The organism is Streptomyces sp. NPDC054932 (assembly GCF_053610205.1).
On sequence record NZ_JBSGXU010000004.1, the window covers coordinates 39,186 to 64,734 of the forward strand.

Consider the following 25,549-nt stretch of genomic DNA (forward strand, 5'->3'; position numbering starts at 1 on the left):
AGTGCGGGCCCTTTCTTACTTCGCGAAGGCTCGGCTGCGCAGCAGCCGCACGGGGAGACTGTTGATCCCCCAGGTGAAGTTGGAGGAGTTGAAGGTGACGGGGCCGGCCGGCTCGAAGCCGTCGAGCACGCCGAGCATCTCGGTGAGCAGGGAGCCGAGTTCGAAGCGGGCGAGCCGGGCACCGAGGCACAGGTGGCGGCCGTGTCCGAAGGCGACGTGCCGGTTGGGCCGGCGGTCGACCCGGAAGGTGTGCGGGTCGGCGAAGACGGCCTCGTCGCGGTTGGCCGAGACGTTCCACAGCGTCACCCGGGCGCCCTCGGCCACCGGGATCCCGTTGATCTCGGTGTCGCGGACGGCGGTGCGCAGGGCGTGCACGCCGGGGGTGGTCCAGCGCAGGATCTCCTCGACCGCCGGGGCGATACCGCCGGGGCCGAGGCCGCGCAGCAGCCGCCACTGGTCGGGGTGTTCGGCGAACATGTGGACTGCGCCGGCCGCCGAGTAGCGGGTGGTCTCGTTGGCCCCGGAGAGCACCCCGTTGAGGTTGAAGACGATCTCGTGGTCGCTGAGCGGCCGTTCGGTGCCGTCGCCCTCGTCGACGAGGGTGTCGTGGGCGATCTGGCTGACCAGGTCGTCGCCGGGGCGGACCCGGCGCTCGGCGAGCAGCTCGATGAAGTAGAGGAAGATCTCCGAGTGCGCGTTGGTGCGCACCTCGTCGTCCGGGGAGTCGAAGGCGTCGGTGGTCAGGGCCCCGATCCAGGCCCAGTCGGCGCGCGGGATGCCCATCATGGCGCAGACGACCCGGTTGGGCAGCTGCTTGGCGAGGTCGATGAAGTCCAGTTCGTCGCGTTCGGCGGCCTCGGTCACCAGCTCGCCGACCACCTTGTCGACCATCGCCTCCAGGCGCGGCATCTGCTGCGGGCCGAATGCCTGGTGGAGGGCCCGCTTGAGGCGGGTGTGGTGGGGGACGTCGGAGACGATGAGCATGCGCTGGGCGACGGCGGCGACGGCCGCCGGGTCGCTGCCGAGGCGCATCCCGCGCGCCGAGCTGAAGGTGTCGCTGTCGGCATAGACCTCTCTGATGTCGCGGTGCCGGCTCAGCACCCAGAAGCCGCCGTCGTCGCTGCCCGGCTCGGGGTGCCAGTGGACGGGCGAGTTGGCGCGCAGCCAGGTGAAGGCGGGCCAGAAGTCGTTGCGGCCGAAGGGGCCCGGGTCGAGCAGGTCGATCTCCATCTCAGGCTCCTCGCAGGCTGAGCGGGCGGGTGTCGGGCCATTGGGCGTCGACGAAGCCCGCGCACTCGTCCTCGGTGCCGTCGAACCCGGCCGGCGTCCAGCCGTCGGGTGTCTCGCGTGTGGCGGGGTACAGCGCGTACTGCCCCTCGTGGTTCACGAGAACCTGGTGGGTGGTGGGCACGGTGTCCTCCGGACTCGGGCGGGTGTGGGCGGGCAGTCGGTCAGGCGCCGGTCGTGGTGGAGGCGGGGGTATCGGCGCCCGCGCCCCGCAGCAGGGCGGTGAGGTGGTCCAGTACGGGCTGCGGGCGGCGCAGTACGGCGTGGTGGCCGCCCGTGGTGGTGTGCCGCGTGAAGGCGGCGGCGGTGATCGCGGCCCAGCCGTCCAGGTCCTGTGGGCTGACGGTCTCGTCGCCGTCGGCACCCCAGGCGTGGACGGGCGTCCCGAGGCGTACGCCCGGCTTGTGGACGTAGCTCAGGGACAGTTCCGCGTCCTTGCGGAGCATCGAGACCATCAGGGCGCGGGTGTCCTCGTCGAGCAGCCCGGGGTCGAGGTCGGCCGTGTCGAAGAGCTTGTCCAGCTCCTCGCCGTCGTCGACGATGCCGCGGCCGGCGCCGTCCCAGTGACCGGGGGCCCGGCAGCCGCTGACCACCAGGGCCCGGGGGGCGACCCGACGGGCGACCTCGTAGCCGAGGAGGCCGCCGAAACTGTGGCCGAAGACCACCAGCGGCCGGCCGTCGGCGACGATGTCCCGCAGTTCCCCGGCGATGGCCTCCACGGCCTCGTCGAAGGTGTCCGGCATCGGGTCCCGCCAGCGGTTCTCCCGGCCCGGCAGCTGTACGCCGTACACCTGGGCGGTGCCCGCCAGCGCGGGCTGCCAGGAGCGGAACTGTTGGCAGCCGGCCCCGGCGGGGGGCAGGCAGAGCAGGACGGGCAGGGCCCGGTCCGCCGGGTCGTTCGTCCAGGTGGAGATCCAGGCGCCCATGGCTCAGGCCCCTTCGGCGGTGTCTTCGGCCTGGCCGGCGGCGGACGCCTCCCGCTCGGCGGCGAGCCGGTCGAGTTCCGCAGCGAGGTGCGCGGCCGTCGGCTCGGCCAGCAGCGCGCCGAGGCCGACGCGCAGTCCGGTGATGCGGCGCAGCTCCGACACCGTGCGGGCGGCGGCCAGGGAGTGGCCGCCCAGATCGAAGAAGTCGGCGTCGGGGCCGGGAATCGCGGTGGCGAGGACGTCGGCCCAGACGGCCATCACGATGCGCTCGCTCGTGGTCGGGCCGGCGCCCGGTGCCGCCGGCTGCGCGTCGGGCGCCCGCTCCGGCGCGGCCAGGGCCCGGGCCAGCGCCTCGCGGTCGGCCTTTCCGGTGCTCAGGGTCGGGATCCGGTCGAGCACCCGGACCGTACTCGGCACCGCCGCAGCGGGCAGCTGCTTGCGGCAGCGCTCCACGACCAGGGCGGCGAGTCCGGCCGGGTCCGCGCCGGGGGCCGCGACCACGGCGAGGCCGAGGGTCTGGCCCGAGGAGAGCGGGCAGCAGGCCGCGGCGACGACCTCGGGGAGTTCGGCGGCGATCCGCTCCACCTCGCCCAGTTCGATCCGGTGGCCGCGGATCTTCACCTGGTCGTCGCGGCGGCCCCGGTACTCCAGTTCGCCACTCGGCCGGCGGACCACCATGTCGCCGGTGCGGTACATGCGCGTGCCGCCGCCCTGGAAGGGGTCGGGCAGGAAGCGGCTCGCGGTGAGGCCGGGACGGCCCCGGTAGCCGCGCGCGACGGCGGGGCCGCCGAGGTGGAGCTCGCCCTCGGTACCGGCGGGAACCGGGCGCAGCTCCTCGTCCAGGACGTACGCCCGGTAGCCGGGCAGCGGTTGTCCGATGGTGGTCACGTCGTCCCCCCGTCGGGTGTCGGCCCAGGTCGCGGCGATGGTCACCTCCGTGGGCCCGTACACGTTGAGCAGCCGCCGGCTGCGGGCGAACCGCTCCGCCAGGGCCGCCGGGCACGCCTCCCCGGCGACCACGACCACCTCGGCGGAGTCGAGCCCTGCGCCGTGGGCGGCGAGCAGCGACGGGGTGAGGGACACGGTGCGCAGGCCGCCGGGCAGCGGCTCGCGGCCCTCGGCGGCGGCCTGTCGCAGCCCGTCCAGGGAGAGGTCGGTGAGGGCCACTCCCTGGCCGTGCGTCAGGTAGAGCAGGGTGCACCAGAGCCAGCCGTCGAAGGCGGGCGAGACGGCGTTGAGGCCGAGGCCGCCGGGCGGCAGGCCGAGTCCGCCGAGGGCGTCGACGAAGGTGTCCAGGCCCCGGTAGGTGACCTCGACCCCCTTGGGGCGGCCGGTGGTTCCGGAGGTGTAGATGAGGTACGAGCAGCTGTCTGGGGCGGGTACGGTCACCGCGAGCGGCCCTGGGACCCTGCGTCGGACGTCGGCGGGGGCCAGCAGGGAGATCCCGCCCGGCTCCAGCCCGGTGGGCACCTCGGGGGCGACCAGGACGGCGGCCCCGGCGTCGCGCAGGACGCGGCCGAGGCGCTCGACGGGGTGCGCGGGGTCCAGGGGGACGGCGGTCGCACCGAGGCTCCAGACGGCGAGCAGGGCGGGCACGCTCTCCCGGGACCGGCCGAGCAGCAGTCCGACGGCGGTCTCCGGGCCGGCTCCGGCCCCGGCGAGCGCGGTGGCGTACCGGGCGGTGCGGGCGGTGAGCGCCGCGTAGGTGAGGGTGCCGTCGAAGGCCTTGACGGCGGTCTCCTCCGGCTGTTCGCGCGTCCAGCGTTCCAGGCGGGCGAACAGCGGCGGGAGCGCGCCGTCCGCCGGTGCGGCGGGGTCCGGTTCGGACCGGGCCGCGCGGGGCGGTGCGTCGTCGGCCGGTGCGTCCGGGGCGGTGGCCCCGGCGGACTCGGCGTGCCGGTCGGTCATCCGTCGTTCCTCTCGGTGTCCGCGGGGCGGGCGGCCGCGGTGGCCCGCAGGCGCGGACCGACCACCTGGCCCCCCGTGCCCTGTGGGAGCTGCATCGACTTGGTCTCCAGGAAGGCCTCCAGTCCGGCCGTGCCGCACTCGCGCCCGATCCCGGACTGCTTGAAGCCGCCGAAGGGCGCGGCCGGGTTGAACTGGCCGCCGTTCACGTCGACCAGGCCGGAGCGGAAGCGGCGCGCCATCCGCTCGGCGCGGGCGCCGTCGCCGGACCAGACCGCGCCGTGCAGCCCGTAGCGGGTGCCGTTGACGATCCGGACCGCCTGCTCCTCGTCGTCGTAGGGGATGACCGAGAGCACCGGCCCGAAGATCTCCTCCTGCCCGATCGTGCTCAGCGGGTCCACGTCGGCGAAGACGGTCGGCCGGACGTAGTAGCCGGTGTCCAGGCCCGCAGGCCGGTCGGGGCCGCCGCGGACCAGTCGGGCGCCGCCCTCGTCGATGCCGCGCCGGATGTGGCCGGTGACGCGGGCGTGGGCGGCGGCGGACACCAGCGGGCCGAGGTCGGTCGCCGGATCGCGCGGATCGCCGGTCACGTACCCGTCCATGGCCGCGCCGGCGAGCTCCACGGCCTCGTCCTGGCGGTCCCGGGGCACCAGCAGCCGGCTCCACTGCAGGCAGGTCTGACCGGTGTTGAAGAGCATCTGGTCGACCGTGGCGGCCACGGACGCGGCCAGGTCGGCGTCGTCGAGGACGAGACTGGCGTTCTTCCCGCCGAGTTCGAGGTGGACGCGCTTGACGCTGTCGGCGCCGAGCGCGGAGACCTCGCGGCCGGCCCGGGTGGAACCGGTCAGGGAGACCACGTCGATCAGCGGGTGGGTGACGAGGGCGGTGCCGACGGCGGCGCCGGTGCCGACGACCATGTTGAAGACGCCGGGCGGCAGATCGGCTTCGGCGATGGCCTCGGCGAGCAGCCGGGCGTGCAGCGGGGTGATCTCGCTCGGCTTGTGCACGACGGTGCAGCCGGCCGCCAGCGCCGGGAGGATCTTCTGCACGGTGAGCAGCAGCGGGGTGTTCCACGGGGTGATGCACGCGGCCACGCCGGCGGGCTCGCGCACGACGAGCGAATGGCCGACGCGCTCCTCGAAGGTGTAGGAGGCGGCGGTCTCGACGCAGTGCGCCGCCATGCCGAGGGAGAGTCCGACGTGGGTCTGGCGGGCCATCCGGGCGGGCGCTCCGACCTCGGCGGTGATGGTCGCGGCGAAGCGGTCGGCCCGGACCTCCATGGCTTCGAGAACCCGGCGCAGCAGTGCGGTGCGTTCGCGCAGCGGGGTGGCGGCCCAGCGCGGGAACGCGGCCGCGGCGGCGCGCGCGGCGAGGTCGGCGTCCCGGGCGGTGCCCGCGGGCACGGTGGCCAGGGCGCGCTCGGTGGCGGGGTCGGTGACGACCAGACGGCCGTCGGTGTCGGAGGCGACCCAGGCGCCGCCGATCCACTGGTCGGTGTAACGGGGCGGCAGGGCGGCCGCGTTGGGCTCGGCCGCGGACGGTCTGGAGTCCTGCGGCCCGGTGGGCACGGTCAGCACGGTCACGGTGGGGTCCTCACTCGGTCACGGAATCGCGGGCTCGCTGAACAGCTGGGTCGATGTCACGTCACGCGGTCGCCTGGTCGGCCGTGCGGGCCAGGGCGGCCGCTGCCCGGTTGTCGAGCCTGGCCCGCCGCACGGGGCGGGCCAGGGCGGTCGTACGGGCGTCCGGGCTCCAGGCGGGGGTCCCGGCGACCCGGCGGGCGGCGGGCCGCAGCGCCCGCACGGTGGCGGGCGGCGCGCCGGCCGCGGAGGCGGGGGCGGCAGAGGCCCTGGCGCGCGCCGCGGCCGGGATCAGGGTGCTCAGCAGCCGCTGGGTCTCGGGGCCGGGTGCCACGGCCAGCTCGTCGCGCATCCGGCGGGCGCACAGCTCGTACCAGCGCCGTACGCAGGCGAGTTCACCGCGCCGGCCGTGTGCGGCCATCAGCGCGCGGTAGGTCTCCTCGTGGTGGCGGTCGATCTCCAGGGTGCGCCTGCAGACCTCGATCAGCTCCACGAAGTCCTCGCGGGCCTCGGCGTCGGCGCGCAGCACTCCCAGGGCCCGCAGGGCGAGCGCCCGGAGGTACTCGCGCTGTTCGACGACCCAGTCGGCGCTCTCGCCGCGCAGGAACTCGCCGCCGTACAGGCCGAGCGCCGCCCGCAGCCGGGTGCGGGCGAGCGGGGCGTCGCCGGCCGCGGCGGCCCGCAGGCCGGTGTGCACCAGTTCCTGGAAGCGGTCGAGGTCGGACCACAGCCCGGTGATGTGCAGGACGTAGCCGAAGTCGCGGTAGACCAGCCGGATCCCGGAGTCGCCGGGCCGGTCGGGGTGGGCGTCGAGCACCCGGCGCAGTGCGTGGGCGGCGACCTTCAGGGAGCTGCCCGCGGCGGCGTCGGCGCCGGGCCACAGGGATGCGTAGAGCCGGTCGCGGGTGAGCATCTGGCCGCGGTGGACCACCAGGTACTGGAACAGGCCACGGGCCTTGCCGGCCCGCCAGCGCTGGACGGGGGCGCCGTTGACGGTCAGCTCGAAGTCTCCCAGGAAGCGGACCCGTACCGCCGGCCCCGCCGTCCCGTTCGCTGCGGTGGTCATCGCGTCCTCCCGGTGGTTTTCAGCCTGCCGCTCTGCCTGCGAGGAGTGTGTCCGGGGGGTCTACAAGGGCCCTACAACGGCTGGATCGCAGCCTTGTAGAGCGGTGATAGGGCGGCTTTCGACACTGATGAGCACGACCACCCGAACCGCCGAATCCGAAATGAGGGCTGTTTCATGACCAGCAGCGACACCCGGCTTCAGAAGGTCGTCATCCTGGGCGGCGGCACGGCCGGCTGGATGACGGCCGCATACCTCGGAAAGGCGCTGCAGGGAACGGTCGACATCACCGTGCTCGAAGCGCCGACGATCCCGCGCATCGGCGTCGGCGAGGCCACCGTGCCCAATCTGCAGCGCTCCTTCTTCGACTACCTGGGCATCGCCGAGGACGAGTGGATGCGGGAGTGCAACGCGAGCTTCAAGATGGCCGTGCGCTTCGTGAACTGGCGGACCGACGGGCAGGGCGAGTCGACGGCGCGTGAGCTGCCGGGCGGCGGGCCGGACCACTTCTACCACCCGTTCGGGCTGCTTCCGGACTACGACCAGACGCCGCTGTCGCACTACTGGTTCAAGCGCAAGTACGAGGGCCGCACCACCGAGCCGTTCGACTACGCCTGCTTCCGCGAGCCCCCGGTGATGGACGCGATGAAGGCCCCGCGCTGGCTCGACGGCCGGCCGGCCACCCGGTACGCCTGGCACTTCGACGCCCAGCTCGTGGCCGACTTCCTGCGCCGTTTCGCCACCGAGAAGCAGGGTGTCAACCACGTCCAGGACGAGATGGTGCGGGTGGAGCAGGACTCCCGCGGCTACGTGACCACGCTGCACACCAAGGGCGGACTGGCCCTGGACGCGGACCTGTTCGTGGACTGCTCGGGCTTCCGCGGTCTGCTGATCAACCAGGCGATGGAGGAGCCCTTCATCGACATGAGCGACCACCTGCTGTGCGACAGCGCGGTGGCGACGGCCGTCCCGCACGACGACGAGGCGGGCGGCGTGGAGCCGTACACCTCGGCGATCGCCATGTCGTCCGGCTGGGCCTGGAAGATCCCCATGCTGGGGCGCTTCGGCACCGGCTACGTGTACTCCAGCAGGTTCACCGACCAGGACACCGCCACCCGCGAGTTCGCGGACATGTGGGGCCTGGACCCCGAGGTGACGAAGTTCAATCACATCCGTTTCCGCGTCGGCCGCAACCGCCGGGCGTGGGTGAAGAATGTCGTCAGTATCGGCCTGTCCTCCTGCTTCCTGGAGCCGTTGGAGTCGACGGGCATCTACTTCATCACCGCCGCGATCTACCAGCTGGCCAAGCACTTCCCGGACAGGACCTTCAACGACGGCCTGATCAACAGCTTCAACCACGAGATCGAGGTGATGTTCGACGACACCCGCGACTTCATCCAGGCGCACTTCTTCTACGCGCCGCGCAACGACACGCCGTTCTGGCAGGCCAACAAGAAGCTGACCCTCCCCGACAACATCCAGCAGAAGATCTCCGCCTACAAGGCCGGCCTGCCCATCAACTCGCCGATCACCGACGAGTCGACGTACTACGGCAACTTCGAGGCCGAGTTCCGCAACTTCTGGACCAACGGCAGCTACTACTGCATCTTCGCGGGCCTCGGCCTGGAGCCGGACGCCCCGCTGCCCTCCCTCGCGCACCGGCCGGACTCGGTGGCCGGTGCCGAACCCCTCTTCGAATCCGTCAAGCGCCAGCAGCAGAACCTGCTGGAGACCCTGCCCACCGCCTACGACTACCTGCGCCAGCTGCACGGCGGCGCGTAAGGCCCACCGCTCCCACGGCCCGGCAGCACGGCTCACCCGCCGGCTGCCGGGCCGCAGTTGCTTCAGCCACCTCAGGAGTCAGACATGCCCCACCGCTCCGTGCCCCACCCCACCGCACCGGACGAGTCGGCCGGGAGCCGGCCGGCGGACCTCCGTCCGTTCATGGCCGCCTTCCCCACCGGGGTGTCCGTCGTCACCACACTGGATTCCGATTCCGTGCCGCACGGGCTGACCTGCACCTCCCTCGCGAGTGTCGCCCTCGAACCGGCGACGCTCGTGGTGTGCATACGGGCGGCCAGCCCGACCCTCGCGGTACTGCTCGCCGAGGGCCACTTCGCCGTCAACCTGCTGCACGAGCGCGCCCGGGGCATCTCGGACCTGTTCGCCTCCGGGGCGCCCGACCGCTTCGAACGCGTCGAGTGGCGGCTGCCGCTGGGGGCGGGGGGACCGCATCTGACGGCGGACGCGCACGCCGTCGCGGACTGCGCCGTGGTCAGAACCGCCGGCTTCGGGGACCACACGGCCGTGTTCGCCGAGGTCCGCCGGGTGACCGTACGGGACGACCGGCAGCCGCTGCTGTACGGGCTGCGGCGCTACGCCCCGTGGTCCGCGGCGGCCGCCGCCCCGCAGCCGGCCGCGCACGCCGCGCCGCCCGCCGCGCTGCGCCCGGCCACGACCGAGGGAGGCACCCGTGTCGTCGGCTGACCCGCTGTCCTCGCTCCTGATCGCCGTACCGGTGGTCATCCTCGCCTGCCAGGCGGGAGCGGCCGTCTTCCGCCGGTTCGGCCAGCCCCCGGTGGTCGGCGAGATCGCCACCGGAATCCTGCTGGGCCCCTCGCTGCTGGGCTGGCTCTGGCCGCAGGCGCAGCACTGGCTCTTCCCGGCGTCCGTGCTGCCGTACACCTCGGTGCTCGGGCAGCTCGGGCTGCTCGCCTTCATGTTCCTGGTCGGGCTGGAGCTGGACCTCAAGAGCCTGCGCGGTCACACCCGCGTCGCGGTGGCCGTGAGCCAGGCCGGGATGCTGCTGCCGCTGGTCCTGGGCTCGGTACTTGCGCTGGCGATGTACGACGGGTTCGCGCCGGACGGGGTGGGCCGGCTGCCGTTCACCCTGTTCATCGCCGTGGCCATGAGCATCACCGCCTTCCCCGTGCTGGCCCGGATCCTCATCGACCGGGGCCTGTACGGGACCAGGCTCGGCGCCCTCGCCATGGCCTGCGCGGCCGTGGACGACGTCGTCGCCTGGTGCCTGCTGGCGCTCGTGGTGGCCCTCGCATCGGCAGGGTTCCCGATGGAGGCGCTGACCACCGCCGGGCTCGCCGTGGGCTTCACCCTGGTGATGCTCTACGCGGTACGGCCGCTGCTGGCGCGCTGGGCGGCCCGCGCCGACCGGGCCGGTGACGCGGCGGTGCTGGTCGCGCTCTTCAGCGGGCTGAGCGTGTCCGCGCTGGCCACCGACCGGATCGGGGTGCACGCGCTGTTCGGGGCGTTCCTCTTCGGGGTGATCACCCCGCGCACCGGGCAGCGCATCGAGGCCTCGGCGGCCCGGCTGCGCGCGTTCACCGTGCCGGTGCTGCTGCCGCTGTTCTTCGTGCACACCGGGCTGCGCACCGACATCGGGGGGCTGACGGCGTCGCCGGAGCTGTGGCTCTGGACGGCCGCCGTCCTCGGCGTCGCCTTCCTCGGCAAATGGGGCGGCGCGGCGGCCGCGGCGCGCCTGTGCCGAAGATCCTGGCGGGAGTCCCTGTCGATCGGCGCCCTGATGAACTGCCGGGGGCTCACCGAGCTGGTGGTGCTCAACGTCGGTCTGGAACTCGGCGTCATCGGGCCCCAGCTGTTCACCATGCTGGTGCTGATGGCCCTGGTGACGACGGCGATCACCAGCCCGGCCCTGACCGGGCTCCGCGCCGGGAAGGAGGTCGGGCACCGGGCCCCGGCGAAGGCCGAGCCCGAGAACGTCCTCTCCGGCCCCTGACGGCCGGCCGGGACCGGACGGGTGTCCGAGCCGAGGCGCGGCCCACGACGGCTGTGCGGGCACCCTCCGGCCCGGCGCCGAGAGCCTTCGGCTGCCCGCGGCCATCGGCTGCCGCGGGCCCTCAGCGTCCGGGCGCGCGCTCGGTCGGTACGCACAGCACCGGGACCGACGAGAGGTGCAGGAGCTTGTGCGGGGTGGATCCGAGCAGGGCGCCCCGCATCGGGCTGTCGCCCCAGCTGCCGACGATGATGACCCGGGCGCCGTGCCGTTCGGCGGCGTCCAGCAGTGCCTGGGCCGGCTTCTCGTCGGCCACCTCGACCGTCGAGGGCACCCCGGCGGCGTCGGCCTCCTGGACGGCGTGCGCGAGGGCGGTACGGCCCGCCTGGCGGACGGCTTCCCGGTGGGCGCGGGACTCCTCGCCGGTGGGGCCCGGGGCGGCCGCCCCGTAGACGAGGACGAGGGGTTCGCCGAAGGCGGTGGCCACCTCCAGCGCGACCTGCAGGGCCCGCGCGGCGCCGGGTGATTCGTCGTATCCGAGGACCACGGACATCGGGACTCCTCAGCGCTTGCGGGTGTGGACGAGGGCCGGGTCGACCACTCCGCGGCGCTCCTGCCAGAACCGGCCGTCCCGTACCCGCCAGAAGCACATGACGAGCACGCCGACGAGGGCGATGGCGATCCCGATGACGAGCGGCGGGCCGAGTCCGAACCAGGAGACGCCGCTCGCCGAGTTCTCCGGGTTCGACATGTCGCCGATCGACTCGATCAGCAGCCAGATCAGCAGGCCGGCGCCGACCACCGGGCCGACGCCGATGAGCAGGAGGTTGTGCGGGCTCTCCCTCAGGTGGCGGCGGTAGTAGACGGCGCAGGCGAGGCCGGTGAGGGCGTAGTAGAAGGCGATGAGCAGGGAGAGCGCGGTGAGGGAGTCCAGGAGCGCGTTCTCGCTGATCTGGTTGACGACGAGGTACCAGCCGATGGCGATCCCGGCCACCCACCACGTGCTCACGTCCGGGGTGCGGAACCTCGGGTGAATGTGCGCGAGGTGGGGCGGCAGCGCGTGCCGGCGGGCCATGGACAGGGCGGTACGGGAGGCGGGGATGATCGTCGTCTGGGTGGAGGCCAGCGCGGAGGTGCAGACGGCGAGAAGCACCACCCAGTCCCAGCCGCCCATGACCTCATGGGCGAGCACGGCGAAGATGGCCTCCTCCTCGGCCGCGTTCTCGGCGAGGAACGTGGTGCCCGCGTAGCCGACGACCGCGAAGCACACGGACAGGTAGGTCACCAGGAGGATGACCGTCGACCAGATTCCGGCCCTGCCGGGCGCCGTGGCGGAGTTCTCGACCTCCTCGGTGAGGTTGACCGCGGACTCCCAGCCCCAGTACATGAACACGCCGAGCAGCAGTCCGCCGGTGAGGGCGGCGCCGCCGGCGCCGAAGGGGTTGAGCCAGCTGATGCTCGGCTCGATCTCCTCCAGGGTGCTGGTGCCCGCGTAGATGCGGTAGATGGCGACCACCGCGAAGGCCAGCAGGAAGAAGACCTGGGCGAGGATGAGGATGTCCTGGAGGTGTGCCGAGAGTTCGGTGCCGATGACGCAGATCGCGGTCATCGCCAGGATCACCGCGACGGTGAGGCCCTGCCGGATCCAGGCGTTGGCGGCCCAGTCGTCGAGTCCCACGGCGAGCAGCCCGAAGTTGACGGCGACGTCCGCCAGCGAGCCGATGACCAGCACGCCCGTCATGGCGATCGCCCAGCCGCCGAGCCAGCCCGCCCAGGGGCCCATGGCCCGGGTCACCCACGAGAAGGTCGTCCCGCAGTCCTGGTCGACCTTGTTGAGGTAGTAGAAGGCGGCGGCGATGAGCAGCATGGGAACGAAGGAGGCCAGCATCACGCCCGGCGCGTAGATCCCTACCAGGGCGACGATCGGCCCGAGCACGGCGGCCAGGGAGTAGGCCGGCGAGGTGGAGTTCAGGCCGATGACGAGCGCGTCGAGGAACCCGATCGCGTTGGCTTTGAGCCCCACCTCCTGGGTGGGCGCCCCGGGTCCGTCCCCCGCACCGTCTTGACTCATGTACGAATGGTCACGCAGACGGCACCGCCGCGCGAGGCGAGGAACCCGGGGTCAGGGGCGGGTGTTCCAGCCGGCGATCACCGGGAGGCCGTGCTCCGTGGAGAGCACGCTGACGGTGCCGGTGCGCAGCAGGAACAGCCGGCCGTGCTCGGGCTCCAGGCGCAGGTAGCGGGCGGTGAGGACGCGCAGGAAGTGGCCGTGGGCGACGAGCACCACGTTCCCCTCGTCCGCACGGAGCACGGGGGCGACGCGGGCGAGGGCGCGGTCCGCGCGGGCACCCACCTGGGCCGCGCTCTCGCCGGGGTGCTCGGCGTCGCCGGGCGGAACGCCGTGGGTCCACAGGGACCAGTCGGGCGTGGTCCGCCGGATCTCCGCGGTGGTGACGCCCTCGTAGCCGCCGTAGTCCCATTCGTACAGGTCGGGGTCGGTGTGCGCACCGGTGAGTCCCGCGAGCTCGGCGGTGGCGACGGCCCGGCGCAGCGGGCTGGTGAGCACCAGGGCCGGCTGCCGGTCCCGGAAGAAGGGGGCCAGTGAGATGGCCTCCTCGACCCCGGGGGCGGTCAGCGGGATGTCGGTGCGTCCCGTGTGCCGCCCGTTCGCGCTCCAGGCGGTCTCGCCGTGCCTCACCAGCAACAGGTCACTCATCCTTCGGACCCTATGCCTTCCGGCATGTCGGCGGCGGGGGATCCCGCCGGGCGTGTCACTGTCGGACGTCATGGACGAGAAGCGGGAGGCCGGGCGGGCGGCCGGTTCGCAGCTCCCGCCGCACATGCCGGCGCTGATGGTCGCGCTGACCGCGGTGACCGGGGTGATCGAGGCGGTGAGCCTGCTCGCGCTGGGGCCCGTCTTCACGGCGATGCAGACCGGCAACGTGCTGTTCCTGGCCTTCGGTGCGGCCCGGGCAGGCGACCTGCCGACGCTGCCCGCCGGGATCTCGCTGGCCGCGTTCGTCCTCGGTGTGTTCTGCGGCTCCCATCTGGAGGCCGTGTCGGAGGCCCGCGGGAGGCGCTGGTTCGTCATCGGCCTCATCGTCGAGGCCGGACTGATCCTGGTGGCCGCGGCCGCCGCGTGGGGGCTGGCGCCGCAGTACGGCTCGCCGACCCCGCGGCACCTGGCGGTGACGGCGGTCCTGGCCCTGGCGATGGGCCTGCGCAACACGACGATCATGCGGGCGAACGTGCCGGGTGTTCCGACGACGCTGGTCACCCGGTCCATGACCGCCTTCCTCGGCGGCTCGGCCATGGGGCGGGACGCCATCTACGGATACGGGACGGCCGGCTGGACGCTGCGCGGCCTGTCCGTCCTCGCGATGTTCGCCGGCGGGGTCCTCGGAGCGCTGCTGGTCCGGGCCGGCTGGATGGTGGGCTGGCTGCTGCTGCCGACCGCCGCCGCGGTGCTGGTGGTGGGCCTGGTCTACCGGGGGCAGCCCCAGCTGCACACCGGGACGGCACCTGGCCGGGAACGATCGGGGTGAACGGGGCCATTGGTACAGTCGAGGCGTGGCGGTGGACGAGCTCGACACCAGAATCCTGCGCCTGCTGATCGAGCAGCCGCGCACCAGCGTCCGGGAGTACGCCCGGATCCTCGGCGTCGCGCGCGGCACCCTGCAGGCACGGCTGGACCGGCTGGAGCGCACGGGCGTGATCACCGGAACCGGACCGGTGCTCTCCCCCGCCGCGCTGGGCCACCCGGTGCTGGCCTTCGTGCACATCGAGGTCACCCAGGGGCACCTGGACGACGTGGGTGACGCGCTGGCCGCCGTACCGGAGATCATCGAGGCCTTCTCGATCACCGGCGGCGGGGACCTGCTGACCCGCGTGGCGGCCCGGGACAACGGGCACCTGGAGGACGTGATCCAGCGGCTGATCCAGCTCCCGGGCGTGGTCCGCACGCGCACGGAGGTGGCCCTGCGCGAGCGGGTGCCGCACCGGCTGCTGCCGCTCGTCGAATCCGTGGGCCGGAATGCCGCTAAACCCTGACAGGATTACCGAGACAGGACACGACCGGCAGGACGGGCACTGCGGATGATTTCCGTCATATTCGATCTCGACGGCACCCTCGTGGACAGCGAGCCGAACTACTACGAGTCCGGGCGCCGCACCCTGGAACGGCACGGCGTCCCCGATTTCACCTGGGAGCAGCACTCCCGCTTCATCGGCATCGGTACGAGGGAGACGCTGGAGATCCTGCGGGACCGGTACGGGATCCCGGCGCCGGTCGATCAGCTGCTCGCCGAGCAGAACGCCACCTATCTGGAGCTGGCCCGCACCCGGACCGAGGTCTTCCCGCAGATGCGCATGTTCGTCGAGCGGCTGCGCACCGAGGGCGTGGCGACGGCGGTGGCCTCCGGCTCCTCGCTCGAGGCGATCGACGCCGTACTGGCGGGCACCGGACTGGACGCGCTGCTGACCACGGCGGTCTCCGCCGAGGAGGTCGCGCACGGCAAGCCCGCTCCGGACGTGTTCCTGGAGGCGGCCCGCCGGCTGGGCGCCGTGCCCGCCGACTGCGTGGTCGTCGAGGACGCGGCGCCGGGCGCGCGGGCCGCCCGCGCCGCGGGCATGCGCTGCATGGCGATCCCGTACGCACCGGACGTCGCCGGGGACCCGGCCTTCTCCTCCGCCGACCTCCTCTTCCCGGGCGGACAGCCGCAGTTCAGCGCGGACGCGGCGTACGACTGGCTGACGGGCGGGGATCTCGGTCTTCGGGCCGGGCCGGGCGGCCGAGCAGGGCTACCGCGCCACTGACGGCACCGGGCGGAAGAGCTGCGCGCCGGCGCGCCCGACGGCGGCAATCGCCCGCGGGGCCGGGCCACCGGCGCCGGCGGCCCCCGTCCGGTACACCACCCGGACCCGGCCCGGCCCGACCCCACCGAGGAGACCCTGTCGGCTCTCTGGCGGCCCGCGGGGGCGGCTGGCACCATGCCTGCGTGACCGCGACCCTCCCCCCGGACACCCGCAGCGGCGGACCGCGCCGGTGGCCACTGCTCGGCAACCTGCCCGCCTTCGCCCGCGATCCGCTGGCCTTCTTCGAATCCCTGCGCGACGACTACGGGGACTGGGTGCCCTGGGCGCTCGGCCCGCAGCGCAACATCCTGGTCTCCCGGCCCGAGCACGCCGGCGAACTGCTGGGAGCCGTCGAGTCCACCTTCCGGCCGACGGAACTGGGCTGGGCCTTCCGCCAGTTGCTGGGCAACGGGGTGGTCGTCGCCACCGGGGACGACTGGCGGCGCAAACGGGCACTGGTCCAGCCCGCCGTACGGCCGCGCCAGGTGCGCTCGTACGCCGCCACGATGGTGGAGTGCGCCGACGCCCTGGCGGACGGCTGGCGTGCGGGCGAACGGATCGACGTGCACCGGGAGATGGCCGGGCTCACCCAGCGGATCGCGGTACGCACGCTGTTCGGGAGCGACGCCGCCGGCCGGGAGGCGCCCATCAGCGCGGCCATGGCCACGGCCCAGCGGGAACTGGGGGCGGAGTTCCGGGGGCTGACGCTCTTCCTGCCGCCCTGGGTGCGCACTCCCGGACGCCGCCGGATGCGGGCGGCCGTGGCGGTGCTCGACCGGGAGATCGAGCACGTCATACGGGAGCACGAGGCGTCGTCGAGCGCCGGCGCGGAGCGGGACGACCTGCTGAGCCGGCTGCTCGCGGCCCGCGACGAACACGGCGGCCCGCTCTCCCGCAGGGAGCTGCGGGACGAGTCGATCACCCTGTACATCGGCGGCCACGAGACCACCTCGACCACCCTGACCTGGGCCTGGCAGCTGCTGTCGGGAGCACCCGGGGCCCGGGCCCGGCTCACCGAGGAGCTGGACCGGGTACTCGGCGGACGGCTGCCGACGTACGACGACTACGCGCTCCTGCCCTGGACCCGGCAGGTGGTCAAGGAGGCCCTGCGGATCTATCCGCCGATCTGGCTGATCTCGGCCGTGGCCACGGAGGGAGCGACGCTCGGCGGGCGGGCGGTCCCGGCCGGGACCTCGGTGTGGACCAGCCCCTGGTCCGTGCACCGGGACGCCCGCTGGTTCCCGGACCCGGAGGCCTTCCGCCCCGAGCGGTGGGACGAGGACGCCCCGCATCCGGTGCCCGAACACGCCTGGTTCCCCTTCGGCGGCGGCCCTCGGGCCTGCCTCGGCGCACGGTTCGCACTCGTGGAGGCCGCGCTGGTACTGGCCGTGCTGGCCCAGCGGTTCCACCTGGACAGCGGGAGCGAACGGGTCGGCGTCTTCCCGGGGCTCACCCTGCAGCCCACCGGCCCGGTCCTGGCGACGCTGCGCCCCGCCGGACCGCACGACCGGGGCGTCCCCCGCTGACCCTCCGGGGCTTCTCTGCCCGACGCGAGCGGCCCGCGGGCTGCTCGCGCCCTGAGCCGGCGGGCGACGGGGCCCGGGAAGATCCCGGAGCCAGCGCAAGTTAGTAGAACCGTGAACAACATGACGCGGGGCACGGACGTGCCGGTGGATGCGGCAAATGCGGCGGGTGCGGTCGCCGACGTGGACGTGGTGGTCGTCGGCGCCGGGCAGGCGGGCCTGTCCAGCGCCTACCACCTGACGCGGGCGGGGCTCGACCACGTGGTCCTGGACCACGCACCCCGCCCGGGCGGCGCCTGGCAGTTCCGCTGGCCTTCCCTCACCTACGGCAGGGTGCACGGCATGCACGCCCTGCCGGGCATGGAGCTGACGGGCGCCGACCCGCTGCGGCCGTCGTCCCAGGTGATCGGGGAGTACTTCACCGCCTACGAGGACCACTTCGACCTGCGCGTCCGGCGCCCCGTGGACGTCTCCGCCGTACGCGAGGGGGACGCGGGGCGGCTGCGCGTGGAGACCTCGGCCGGCGTCTGGTCCGCCCGGGCCCTGATCAACGCCACCGGGACCTGGGACCGGCCGTTCTGGCCGCGCTACCCGGGCCAGGAGACCTTCCGCGGCCGCCAGCTGCACACAGCGAACTACCCGGGGCCGCAGGATTTCACCGGCGCCCGGGTGATCGTCGTGGGCGGCGGCACCTCGGCGGTGCAGCACCTGCTGGAGATCTCCGAGGTCGCGGCGGGGACCGTCTGGGTGACCCGGCGGCCACCGGTCTTCCGCGACGGGAGCTTCGGCGAGGCCGAGGGCCGGGCCGCGGTGGCGCTGGTGGACGAGCGGGTGCGCCGGGGGCTGCCGCCGCAGAGCGTGGTCAGCGTGACGGGACTCCCGCTGAACGAAGCCGTCCGGGCCGGTCTGGCCTCGGGCGTGCTCGACCGGCGGCCCGTCTTCGACCGGATCACCGCCACGGGCGTCGTCTGGGCCGAAGGGAGCCGCGCGGACGCGGACGTCATCCTGTGGGCCACCGGATTCCGCGCGGCCGTCGACCATCTGGCCCCGCTGCGTCTGCGCGAGCCGGGCGGAGGCATCCGGGTCGAGGGGACCCGGGCCGTGCGCGACGAGCGGATCCACCTGGTCGGCTACGGCCCGTCGGCGTCCACCATCGGCGCCAACCGCGCGGGCGGCGCCGCGGTCCGTGAGATCCGCCGGCTCCTCGCGCGCGAGCGGGCGGGCGCGCCCGTGGCCTGACCCGGCCGCCGGGGGTTCACCCGGCCGGGGCGGGATCGACGGGGAACTCCCGGTCCGGGGTGCCCGCCGTACGCGCCTCCGGGGTGGCGTACACGTAACCCGTCCCGTCCCGCACGCCCAGGACGGGCTCGGTCCAGTTCTCGGTGGGGTCCGGGACGAAGAGGTGCGTGATGCGCCGCTCCGCGTCATGGACCAGGAGCGAGACGATGGCGTAGAGGTGGGCGCCCATGTGGCCGAGCCCCTGCCGGGGATGGTCCTCCGGGCCCTCGATGCGGATGACGAAGAAGCGTTCCTCTTCCCAGCGGCCGCCCTTGTCCAGCCACCTGCCCTCCCCCACCGGCACCCCGTCCACCCAGAGCCGTGCCTCGTCCGGACCTCCGCGGAACAGCAGGACCGAGCGGTGGCGGTCACCGGCGGTGAAGTCCACCTCGATCTCGTGCTTGGACCAGCAGTCGATGAAGCCGCTGCACGCCCCGGGCACCTCTCCGAAGCGATAGCTGGAGATCTCTCCGCCCGGCGGCACGACGGGATCCAGACTGCAGACCCCGGCGAAGCGGCAGGCCCGCTCGACGTCCCGGTTGCAGCCGAGCCCCATGGCCGCGATGTCGCGCGGCGCCGCCTCCGAGAGCAGCTCGGCCAGCCGCTCCACGTACCGGTCCTCACCGACCAGAGCCGTCAGCTCGGCCTCGTCGAACCACCAGTGCAGCAGGTCGACTCCGACGGGGGAGCGGCTCAGCCACTGGTGCCATGCCGCCGCACTGCGGCCCCACCGTTGGACGATCCGCAGGTGTGCCGCCCGCTCGGCGGCCGCGGCGGCCGCCTCGGCGGCGGACACCGGCGGTGGAGCGTCCGGGACCTCGTCGGCGGGTGCGCTCTGCGGCGACTGCGCCCCGGCTCCCGCCCCCGCTCCTGCTTCCGCTTCCGCTCTCGCGTTCGCTCTCCATGGCCACTTCACGGCTCGCCCCCTCGGTGCACGCGTCCGGCAGGCGGTCGATCGTAGGGCCGCTTCCGGACCCGGCGCCTCTCATTTCCCGGTGGCGCCTCCCTGACCTGCGCGGGAGCCCGCATGGGCGCGGAGCCGGTTGAACTCCGCCACGTGCTTCTTGTGCTCCTCGTAGGTCGCCGAGAAGCGGGTGTCCCCCGGCTTGACCGTGACGAAGAACAGCCAGTCCCCGGGGGTCGGCGCGACCGCGGCCGCCATGGCCTGCAGTCCCGGGCTGTCGATCGGAGTGGGCGGCAGCCCCTGGCGTTCGTACGTGTTGAAGGGGCTGTCGATCCGGGTGTCGCTCAGCGTGGTGTCCACGGTGATGCGGTTCAGCGCGTAGTTGACGGTGGAGTCCATCTGGAGCGGCATCGACTTCGCCAGCCGGTTGTGCACGACCCGTGCGACCTTGCCCATGTCGGCCCGACCCTCGGCCTCCGCCTCGATGATGCTGGCCAGGGTGGCCGTCTGGTACGGGGTCATCCCGTGGGCCTTGCCGCCCTCGGCGACGGCCCGGGTGGCGAGCTTCTCGTTCGCCGTCCGCACCATGTGCGTGAGGAGCGTGGCCGGGGTGGACTTCGAGGTCACCGGATACGCCGCCGGGAAGAGGTAGCCCTCGGGATTGCCCTTGGCCTCGGCGGGCAGTGCCAGCCCGGCGGTGGCCACCGCCGCCTTCGTGGAACCCGGCGGGAGCCTCAGCTCGCGGTCGACCGCGGCGTACACCTGCGGGGCCCGCCACCCCTCGGGGATCAGCAGCCGGCGTGGCGTTTCCGGCAATTCGCCACCGCGCAGTATGGGGATCAGGACGGCCGCCCCGATCGCGATCAGCGTGCCGAGGAAGAGCGCCAGCCGGCCCCGGCGGGTCAGCCGGGAACGGCGCTGCGGCGGCCGGTACTCATGACGCATGCAGGAACGCTAACCCGCGATTCGCCACATTTCCGACATCCGACCCGTGCGCCGGTCATACGGTCACACATTCACCGGAGCGAGCTGGGCTCCCTCGGGCGGCTCGGGCGCCAGCGCGGCGTCCCGGTCCCTGCGGACCAGGGCGGCGTACCGTCCGTCCGACTTCAGCAGCTCCTCGTGGGTGCCCCGCTCGGCAATGCGCCCGGCGTCCAGGACCACGATCTGGTCGGCATCGCGGACGGTGGACAGGCGGTGCGCGATGGTGATGGTGGTGCGACCCGCGGAGAGGTTGTCGATCGCCTGCTGGACGGCGTGCTCGGTGCGGGTGTCCAGGGCGCTGGTGGCCTCGTCGAGGATCAGCACCGGCGGGTCCCGCAGGATGGTGCGCGCGATGGCCAGGCGCTGTTTCTCACCCCCGGAGAACCGGTAGCCGCGTTCACCCACCAGGGTGTCGTACCCGTCGGGCAGGGAGGCGATGTGGTCGTGGATCTGGGCCGCGCGGGCCGCCTCGGTGATCTCCTCGTCGGTGGCGTCCGGTTTGGCGAAGCGCAGGTTGTCGGCGACCGAGGCGTGGAAGAGGTAGGTCTCCTGGGAGACCACGCCGATCGAGCGGGCCAGCGAGTCGAAGTCGAGGTCGCGCACGTCCACCCCGTCGAGGGCGACCCGGCCGCCGGTGACGTCGTAGAGCCGGGGCACCAGATAGCTGAGCGTGCTCTTGCCGGAGCCGGTCGGGCCGACCACGGCGAGGGAGCCACCGGCCGGGACGGTGATGTCGATCCCCGAGAGGGTCGGACCGTTCTTGGCGTCGTACGCGAAGTGCACGTCCTCCAGGGTGACCTCGCCCTTGGCGCGGTCCAGACGCACCGCGTCCGTGCGCTCGGTGATGTCCACGGGCAGGTCGAGGTACTCGAAGATGCGGGCGAACAGCGCGAGTGAGGTCTGTATCTGCACACCGGTCGACAGCAGGCTCACGGCGGGCCGGAACAGGCCCTGCTGGAGGGTGACGAAGGCGACGAGGGTGCCGACGGAGAGCGAGGGGGCGCCCGTCTGGAGGGCTATGCCGGCCGCCCAGTAGATGAGGGCGGGCATCGCGGCCATCACGATGCCGATGGTGGACATCCGCCAGCGCCCGGCCATGCTGGAGCGCACTTCCAGGCCGACGAGCTTCTCGGACTCCGCGGCGAAGGCGGAGGTGAGGGATTCGGAGCGGCCCATGGTGCGGCCGAGGAGGATGCCGCTGACCGAGAGCGACTCGGTGACCGTCGCAGCCATGGCGGCCATCTGCTTCTGCCGCTTCATGGTGATCTTCTTGCGCTCGCGGCCGACCCGTCGGCTGATCCACACGAAGACAGGGAGCAGGAGCAGCGAGACGAGGGTGAGCCGCCAGTCGAGCGCGAGCATGGCGACCACGGAGGCGACGACGGCCGTCAGGTTCGAGACGAGCGAGGTCGCGGTGGAGGTGACGGTGGCCTGCATGCCGCCGATGTCATTGGCGATGCGGGACTGGACCTCGCCCGTGCGGGTCCGCGTGAAGAAGGCCAGCGGCATCCGCTGGAGCTGAGCGTAGACGGCCGTGCGCAGGTCGTGCATGACGCGCTGGCCGACGGTGGTGGAGATCAGGGTCTGGAGCACGCCGAAGACGCTGGTGACGATCGCGGTGAGGATCATGCCGAGCGCGAGCAGGCTGAGCAGCCCGGTGCGGCCCTGCGGGATCGCGACGTCGAGTATCTCGCGGAGCATGAACGGCGAGGCGACGCCGACCAGCGAGGAGGCGCCGACCAGCAGGCCGACGACGGCGAGCCGGCCGCGGTAGGGCCGGAACAGCGCCACGATGCGGCGCAGCTCCCTCGGCTGCTCCGCCGGGGCGGGGCGGGCGGGGTCGAGGGGGTCTTTCGATGGGATCCACTTCGGTTCGTCGTGAGGCATGGGCACCCTCTCGGGGGTCAGGAGTCGGGGTCGGGGTCTTCGCGCAGTCCCCTCCGGCACGGTCGGGGCCATTGGAGCACAGGTCATTGTTACCTATGCTCACAATGAACGGCATCCTGATATTGTTCCCGCATGAGCTCCGCCTCCGACAGCGATCGCCTCCTCGCCGAACAGCTCCTGCGCCTCACGCGCAGGCTCCACCGGATCCAGAAGCGCCACATGGTGCCGCTCGGGATCACTCCCGCCCAGGGTCGTTTGCTGCGCCTCGTCTCGCACTACGAGGGCGACCAGGCACCCCGGATGGCGGATCTCGCCGCGCGCCTGGAAGTCGTCCCCCGCGCGGTGACCACGCTCGTGGACGGCCTGGAAGCGGCCGCCTGCGTACGTCGCGCACCCGATCCCGCGAACCGCCGCGTCATCAGGATCGAACTCACCGACACCGGCCGCGCCACGCTGCGCCGTCTGCGCAACGCGCGAACCGACGCGGCGGAGGAGATCCTGGCTCCGTTGACCGCCGACCAGCGCGACGTGCTCGGCGGTCTGCTGAACGCCCTGTCGGACGCCCCGGCGGAGCGCACCTGCTGAAGTAGGCCACCCGTGGGCCTCGACGACGCGAGGGGTCGCACATGCCGCTGCTGGAACCGAAGCCGGGGGCCCTGCGCCCGCGCAGCATCAGCGGCCCCGCCCCCGACCGGGTACCCGGGCACCGGGCCGGAGGCACGCCGGAGCCGCTGCGCAGCGAGCTGGCCGAGCTGCTCGGCCCGGAGAAGGTGCTGTGGAAGGTCTCCGACCTGGTCCGCTACGCCTCGGACGCCTCCCCCTACCGCTTCGTGCCCCAGGTCGTGGTGATCGCCGAGGACATCGACGACGTGTCCGCGGTGCTCTCGTACGCCCACGGCCGACAGCGCGAGGTCGTCTTCCGCGCCGCCGGGACCTCGCTCAACGGCCAGGCGCAGGGCGAGGACATCCTGGTCGACGTACGCCGTCACTGGGCCGGGATCGAGGTGCTGGAGGAGGGCCGCCGGGCCCGGATCCGGCCCGGCACCACCGTGGCCCGGGCGAACGCGACCCTCGCCCGGCACGGCCGGATCCTGGGCCCGGACCCGGCCAGCGCGATCGCCTGCACCCTCGGCGGGGTCGTCGCCAACAACGCGTCCGGCATGACCGCGGGCACCACGCGCAACTCCTACCGCACGCTCTCCTCCCTCACCTTCGTCCTGCCCGGCGGCACCGTCGTGGACACCGCCGACCCGCTGGCCGACGAGGAACTGGCGCGCGCCGAACCCGCCCTGTGCCACGGGCTGATGGCGATCAAGCGGGAGATCGAGGCCGACCCCGCGCTGGTCGCCCGGATCCGCGCCAAGTACGAGATCAAGAACACCAACGGCTACCGCCTCGACGCCTACTTGGACGGCAACACCCCCGTCGAGATCCTGCGGGGACTCATGGTCGGTTCGGAGGGCACCCTCGGCTTCATCTCCGAGGTCGTCTTCGACACCCTCCCGCTGGAGCGCGAGCTCTGCTCCGCCCTGCTGTTCTTCCCCTCGCTGCCCGCGGCGGCCGCGGCCGTCCCCCTCTTCAACGAGGCGGGCGCCATCGCCGTCGAGCTGATGGACGGCAACACCCTGCGCGCCTCGGTCAGGGTCGCGGGGGTGCCCGCCGACTGGGCGGACCTGCCCCGGGAGACCGCGGCCCTGCTCGTGGAGTTCCGGGCGCCGGACCGGGCCGGCCGGGACGCCTGCGCGCGCCGGGCCGCCCGGGTCCTCGACGGACTCGGCCTGGTCGCCCCGGTGGCCTCGGTCACCAACGCCTTCACCAGCGACCCGAAGACCGTGGGCGGCTACTGGCAGGCCCGCAGGGCCTTCGTCACCGCCGTCGGCGGGGCCCGCGCCCGGGGCACCACCTTGATCACCGAGGACTTCGCGGTGCCGCCGTCCCGGCTGGCCGAAGCCTGCCAGGCGCTCCTCGCGCTCCAGGCGGAGCACGGCTTCGACGCGGCCGTCGCCGGTCACGCGGCCCACGGCAACCTGCACTTCATGCTCGCCTTCGACGCCGCCGATCCCGCCGACGTCGAGCGCTACGGGGCCTTCATGGAAGCCTTCTGCCGGCTCACCGTGGAGCGCTTCGACGGTTCCCTGAAGGCCGAGCACTCCACGGGCCGCAACATGGCCCCCTTCCTGGAACTGGAATGGGGCCCCGCGGCCGCGGCGCTGATGTGGCGCACCAAGCGGCTCGTCGACCCGGACGGGGTGCTCGCCCCGCGCATCCTCCTCGACCGTGACCCGCGGGCCCATCTGCGCGGCCTGAAGACCATTCCGCAGGTGGAGGCGGTGGCCGACCCGTGCATCGAGTGCGGCTTCTGCGAACCGACCTGCCCCAGCGAGGACCTGACGACCACTCCGCGCCAGCGGATCGTGCTGCGCCGCGAGATGATGCGCCAGCAGCCGGGCTCCCCCGTGCTGGACGGCCTGCTCGCCTCCTACGGCTACGACGCGGTGGACACCTGCGCCGCCGACTCGACCTGCAGGCTCGCCTGCCCGGTCGGCATCGACACCGGGGCACTGATGAAGGAGTTCCGCCACCGCCGGCACAGCCCGCGCGGGGAGGCCGCCGCCGCGCTGGCCGCACGGCGTTTCTCGGGCGCCGAGTCCGCCGCCCGGCTGGCCGTGGCCGCCGCCGACCTGGTCCCCTCCCGGGTCGGGGACCGGCTGCTGGAGGCGGTGACCGGGGCCGCGCGCAGGGCCGTACGTCCGGACCTGGTTCCGCAGTGGCTGGCGCAGCTCCCCGGCGCCGCAGAGCGGCACCTGCCCGAGACCCGGCGGGTGGGCGCCGCGGCCGTGTACTACCCGGCCTGCGTCAACCGGATCTTCGGGGATCCGGAGGGCCGGCCCGGCCCCTCCCTGCCGGAGGCCGTGGTGGCCGTGTCGGAGCGCGCCGGTAAGCCCGTATGGATCCCCCGGGACGTCGGCGGCACCTGCTGCGCGACGATCTGGCACTCCAAGGGCTACGAGGCCGGCACCCGGGTGATGGCCAACCGGATCGTCGAGGCGGCCTGGGGCTGGACGGCCGGCGGCAGGCTGCCCCTGGTCGTCGACGCCTCCTCCTGCACCCTCGGCATCGCGCGCGAGGTGGTCCCCTACCTCACCCCGGAGAACCGGGCCCTCCACGCGGAGCTGCGGGTCCTCGACTCGATCGTGTGGGCCGCCGAGGAGCTGCTGCCGCGGCTGGAGGTCCGGCGCACGGTGGGCTCGGCCGTGCTCCATCCCACCTGCTCGATGCGGCACTTGGGCGACGAGGACCGGCTGCGGACGGTTGCGGAGGCCTGCGCCGAGGAGGTGGTGGTCCCCGACGACGCGGGCTGCTGCGCCTTCGCGGGCGACCGGGGCATGCTGCACCCGGAGCTGACGGCCTCCGCGACGGCGCGCGAGGCGGCGGAGGTGACCGCGCGGGCCTTCGACGCGCACCTGTCGGCGAACCGGATGTGCGAGGTGGGCATGGACCGGGCGACGGGGCGCAGTTACTATTCGGCCCTGCTCGAACTGGAGCACGCCACCCGCCCGTGAGCGCCGGGGCGTGCGACCCCCCTGACCAGGTGCCACGCCGGCCT

The 25,549-nt window shown here is 73.4% G+C and carries 22 protein-coding genes; 10 read left to right on the forward strand and 12 right to left on the reverse strand.

Annotated features, from left to right (window positions below; translation table 11 throughout):
* Window positions 1-15 precede the first annotated feature (15 nt).
* The 6 genes from ACWGE1_RS02000 to ACWGE1_RS02025 all read right to left on the reverse strand — a co-directional run bounded on the left by ACWGE1_RS02000 (window position 16) and on the right by ACWGE1_RS02025 (window position 6,764).
* Window positions 16-1,230 (reverse strand): cytochrome P450, encoded by a 1,215-nt coding sequence (locus tag ACWGE1_RS02000; RefSeq protein WP_453418615.1) that lies wholly within the window; start codon window positions 1,228-1,230, stop codon window positions 16-18.
* A gap of 1 nt (window position 1,231) precedes the next feature.
* Complete coding sequence (locus ACWGE1_RS02005; RefSeq protein ID WP_453418672.1) at window positions 1,232-1,483, reverse strand: MbtH family protein; 252 nt, start codon at window positions 1,481-1,483, stop codon at window positions 1,232-1,234.
* Window positions 1,452-2,213, reverse strand: coding sequence for a thioesterase II family protein (locus ACWGE1_RS02010; protein ID WP_453418616.1), 762 nt, complete (start codon window positions 2,211-2,213; stop codon window positions 1,452-1,454). Before ACWGE1_RS02010 ends, ACWGE1_RS02005 begins: the two co-directional genes overlap by 32 nt.
* 3 nt (window positions 2,214-2,216) lie before the next feature.
* The gene (locus ACWGE1_RS02015) at window positions 2,217-4,121 is read right to left on the reverse strand and encodes a non-ribosomal peptide synthetase (protein ID WP_453418617.1); all 1,905 of its coding nucleotides are present in this window, start codon (window positions 4,119-4,121) and stop codon (window positions 2,217-2,219) included.
* A complete protein-coding gene (locus tag ACWGE1_RS02020) occupies window positions 4,118-5,629 on the reverse strand; it encodes an aldehyde dehydrogenase family protein (protein WP_453418673.1) in 1,512 nt (503 codons plus the stop codon). Before ACWGE1_RS02020 ends, ACWGE1_RS02015 begins: the two co-directional genes overlap by 4 nt.
* Window positions 5,630-5,762: 133 nt before the next feature.
* The gene (locus ACWGE1_RS02025) at window positions 5,763-6,764 is read right to left on the reverse strand and encodes an AfsR/SARP family transcriptional regulator (RefSeq protein ID WP_453418618.1); all 1,002 of its coding nucleotides are present in this window, start codon (window positions 6,762-6,764) and stop codon (window positions 5,763-5,765) included.
* A gap of 174 nt (window positions 6,765-6,938) precedes the next feature.
* Here ACWGE1_RS02025 and ACWGE1_RS02030 point away from each other — a divergent pair, with 174 nt between their 5' ends.
* From ACWGE1_RS02030 to ACWGE1_RS02040, 3 genes are all read left to right on the forward strand, one after another.
* Window positions 6,939-8,543: a tryptophan halogenase family protein gene (locus tag ACWGE1_RS02030; RefSeq protein WP_453418619.1), complete on the forward strand. Its 1,605-nt coding sequence runs from the start codon at window positions 6,939-6,941 to the stop codon at window positions 8,541-8,543.
* 84 nt (window positions 8,544-8,627) lie between these two features.
* On the forward strand, window positions 8,628-9,248 hold the full coding sequence (locus ACWGE1_RS02035; RefSeq protein WP_453418620.1) for a flavin reductase family protein: 621 nt from the start codon (window positions 8,628-8,630) through the stop codon (window positions 9,246-9,248).
* Entirely contained in the window at window positions 9,235-10,515 is a 1,281-nt protein-coding gene (locus ACWGE1_RS02040) for a cation:proton antiporter domain-containing protein (protein WP_453418621.1), read from the forward strand. The genes ACWGE1_RS02035 and ACWGE1_RS02040 overlap by 14 nt, the downstream gene beginning before the upstream one ends.
* 121 nt (window positions 10,516-10,636) lie before the next feature.
* On the opposite strand, the gene ACWGE1_RS02045 is transcribed toward ACWGE1_RS02040, so the two are convergent.
* The 3 genes from ACWGE1_RS02045 to ACWGE1_RS02055 are packed head-to-tail and all read right to left on the reverse strand — an operon-like array spanning window position 10,637 to window position 13,228.
* Window positions 10,637-11,065 (reverse strand): universal stress protein, encoded by a 429-nt coding sequence (locus tag ACWGE1_RS02045; protein ID WP_453418622.1) that lies wholly within the window; start codon window positions 11,063-11,065, stop codon window positions 10,637-10,639.
* A gap of 9 nt (window positions 11,066-11,074) precedes the next feature.
* Window positions 11,075-12,583 carry an APC family permease gene (locus ACWGE1_RS02050; RefSeq protein WP_453418623.1) on the reverse strand — a complete coding sequence of 503 codons (1,509 nt, stop codon included), beginning with the start codon at window positions 12,581-12,583 and terminating at the stop codon, window positions 11,075-11,077.
* Between the two features lie 51 nt (window positions 12,584-12,634).
* A complete protein-coding gene (locus ACWGE1_RS02055; protein ID WP_453418624.1) occupies window positions 12,635-13,228 on the reverse strand; it encodes a histidine phosphatase family protein in 594 nt (197 codons plus the stop codon).
* 52 nt (window positions 13,229-13,280) lie between these two features.
* Here ACWGE1_RS02055 and ACWGE1_RS02060 point away from each other — a divergent pair, with 52 nt between their 5' ends.
* The 5 genes from ACWGE1_RS02060 (at window position 13,281) to ACWGE1_RS02080 (ending at window position 18,128) form a co-directional block, all read left to right on the forward strand.
* Entirely contained in the window at window positions 13,281-14,057 is a 777-nt protein-coding gene (locus ACWGE1_RS02060) for a YoaK family protein (protein ID WP_453418625.1), read from the forward strand.
* Window positions 14,058-14,082: 25 nt separating this feature from the next.
* Complete coding sequence (locus ACWGE1_RS02065) at window positions 14,083-14,562, forward strand: Lrp/AsnC family transcriptional regulator (protein WP_453418626.1); 480 nt, start codon at window positions 14,083-14,085, stop codon at window positions 14,560-14,562.
* A gap of 45 nt (window positions 14,563-14,607) precedes the next feature.
* A complete protein-coding gene (locus ACWGE1_RS02070) occupies window positions 14,608-15,327 on the forward strand; it encodes an HAD family hydrolase (RefSeq protein ID WP_453418627.1) in 720 nt (239 codons plus the stop codon).
* Window positions 15,328-15,509: 182 nt separating this feature from the next.
* The gene (locus ACWGE1_RS02075; RefSeq protein WP_453418628.1) at window positions 15,510-16,892 is read left to right on the forward strand and encodes a cytochrome P450; all 1,383 of its coding nucleotides are present in this window, start codon (window positions 15,510-15,512) and stop codon (window positions 16,890-16,892) included.
* A gap of 120 nt (window positions 16,893-17,012) precedes the next feature.
* Window positions 17,013-18,128: an FAD-dependent oxidoreductase gene (locus ACWGE1_RS02080; RefSeq protein ID WP_453418629.1), complete on the forward strand. Its 1,116-nt coding sequence runs from the start codon at window positions 17,013-17,015 to the stop codon at window positions 18,126-18,128.
* A 16-nt stretch (window positions 18,129-18,144) separates the two neighbouring features.
* Here ACWGE1_RS02080 and ACWGE1_RS02085 read toward each other — a convergent pair whose 3' ends face one another.
* The 3 genes from ACWGE1_RS02085 to ACWGE1_RS02095 all read right to left on the reverse strand — a co-directional run bounded on the left by ACWGE1_RS02085 (window position 18,145) and on the right by ACWGE1_RS02095 (window position 21,942).
* Window positions 18,145-18,963, reverse strand: coding sequence for a hypothetical protein (locus tag ACWGE1_RS02085; protein WP_453418630.1), 819 nt, complete (start codon window positions 18,961-18,963; stop codon window positions 18,145-18,147).
* Between the two features lie 189 nt (window positions 18,964-19,152).
* A complete protein-coding gene (gene mltG / locus ACWGE1_RS02090; protein ID WP_453418631.1) occupies window positions 19,153-20,016 on the reverse strand; it encodes an endolytic transglycosylase MltG in 864 nt (287 codons plus the stop codon).
* 63 nt (window positions 20,017-20,079) lie between these two features.
* Complete coding sequence (locus tag ACWGE1_RS02095; RefSeq protein ID WP_453418632.1) at window positions 20,080-21,942, reverse strand: ABC transporter ATP-binding protein; 1,863 nt, start codon at window positions 21,940-21,942, stop codon at window positions 20,080-20,082.
* A 132-nt stretch (window positions 21,943-22,074) separates the two neighbouring features.
* Between ACWGE1_RS02095 and ACWGE1_RS02100 the strand changes: the two genes are divergently transcribed.
* Together ACWGE1_RS02100 and ACWGE1_RS02105 are read left to right on the forward strand one after the other, a co-directional pair.
* On the forward strand, window positions 22,075-22,527 hold the full coding sequence (locus tag ACWGE1_RS02100; protein ID WP_453418633.1) for a MarR family winged helix-turn-helix transcriptional regulator: 453 nt from the start codon (window positions 22,075-22,077) through the stop codon (window positions 22,525-22,527).
* A 41-nt stretch (window positions 22,528-22,568) separates the two neighbouring features.
* The gene (locus ACWGE1_RS02105) at window positions 22,569-25,505 is read left to right on the forward strand and encodes an FAD-binding and (Fe-S)-binding domain-containing protein (RefSeq protein ID WP_453418634.1); all 2,937 of its coding nucleotides are present in this window, start codon (window positions 22,569-22,571) and stop codon (window positions 25,503-25,505) included.
* Window positions 25,506-25,549 lie beyond the last annotated feature (44 nt).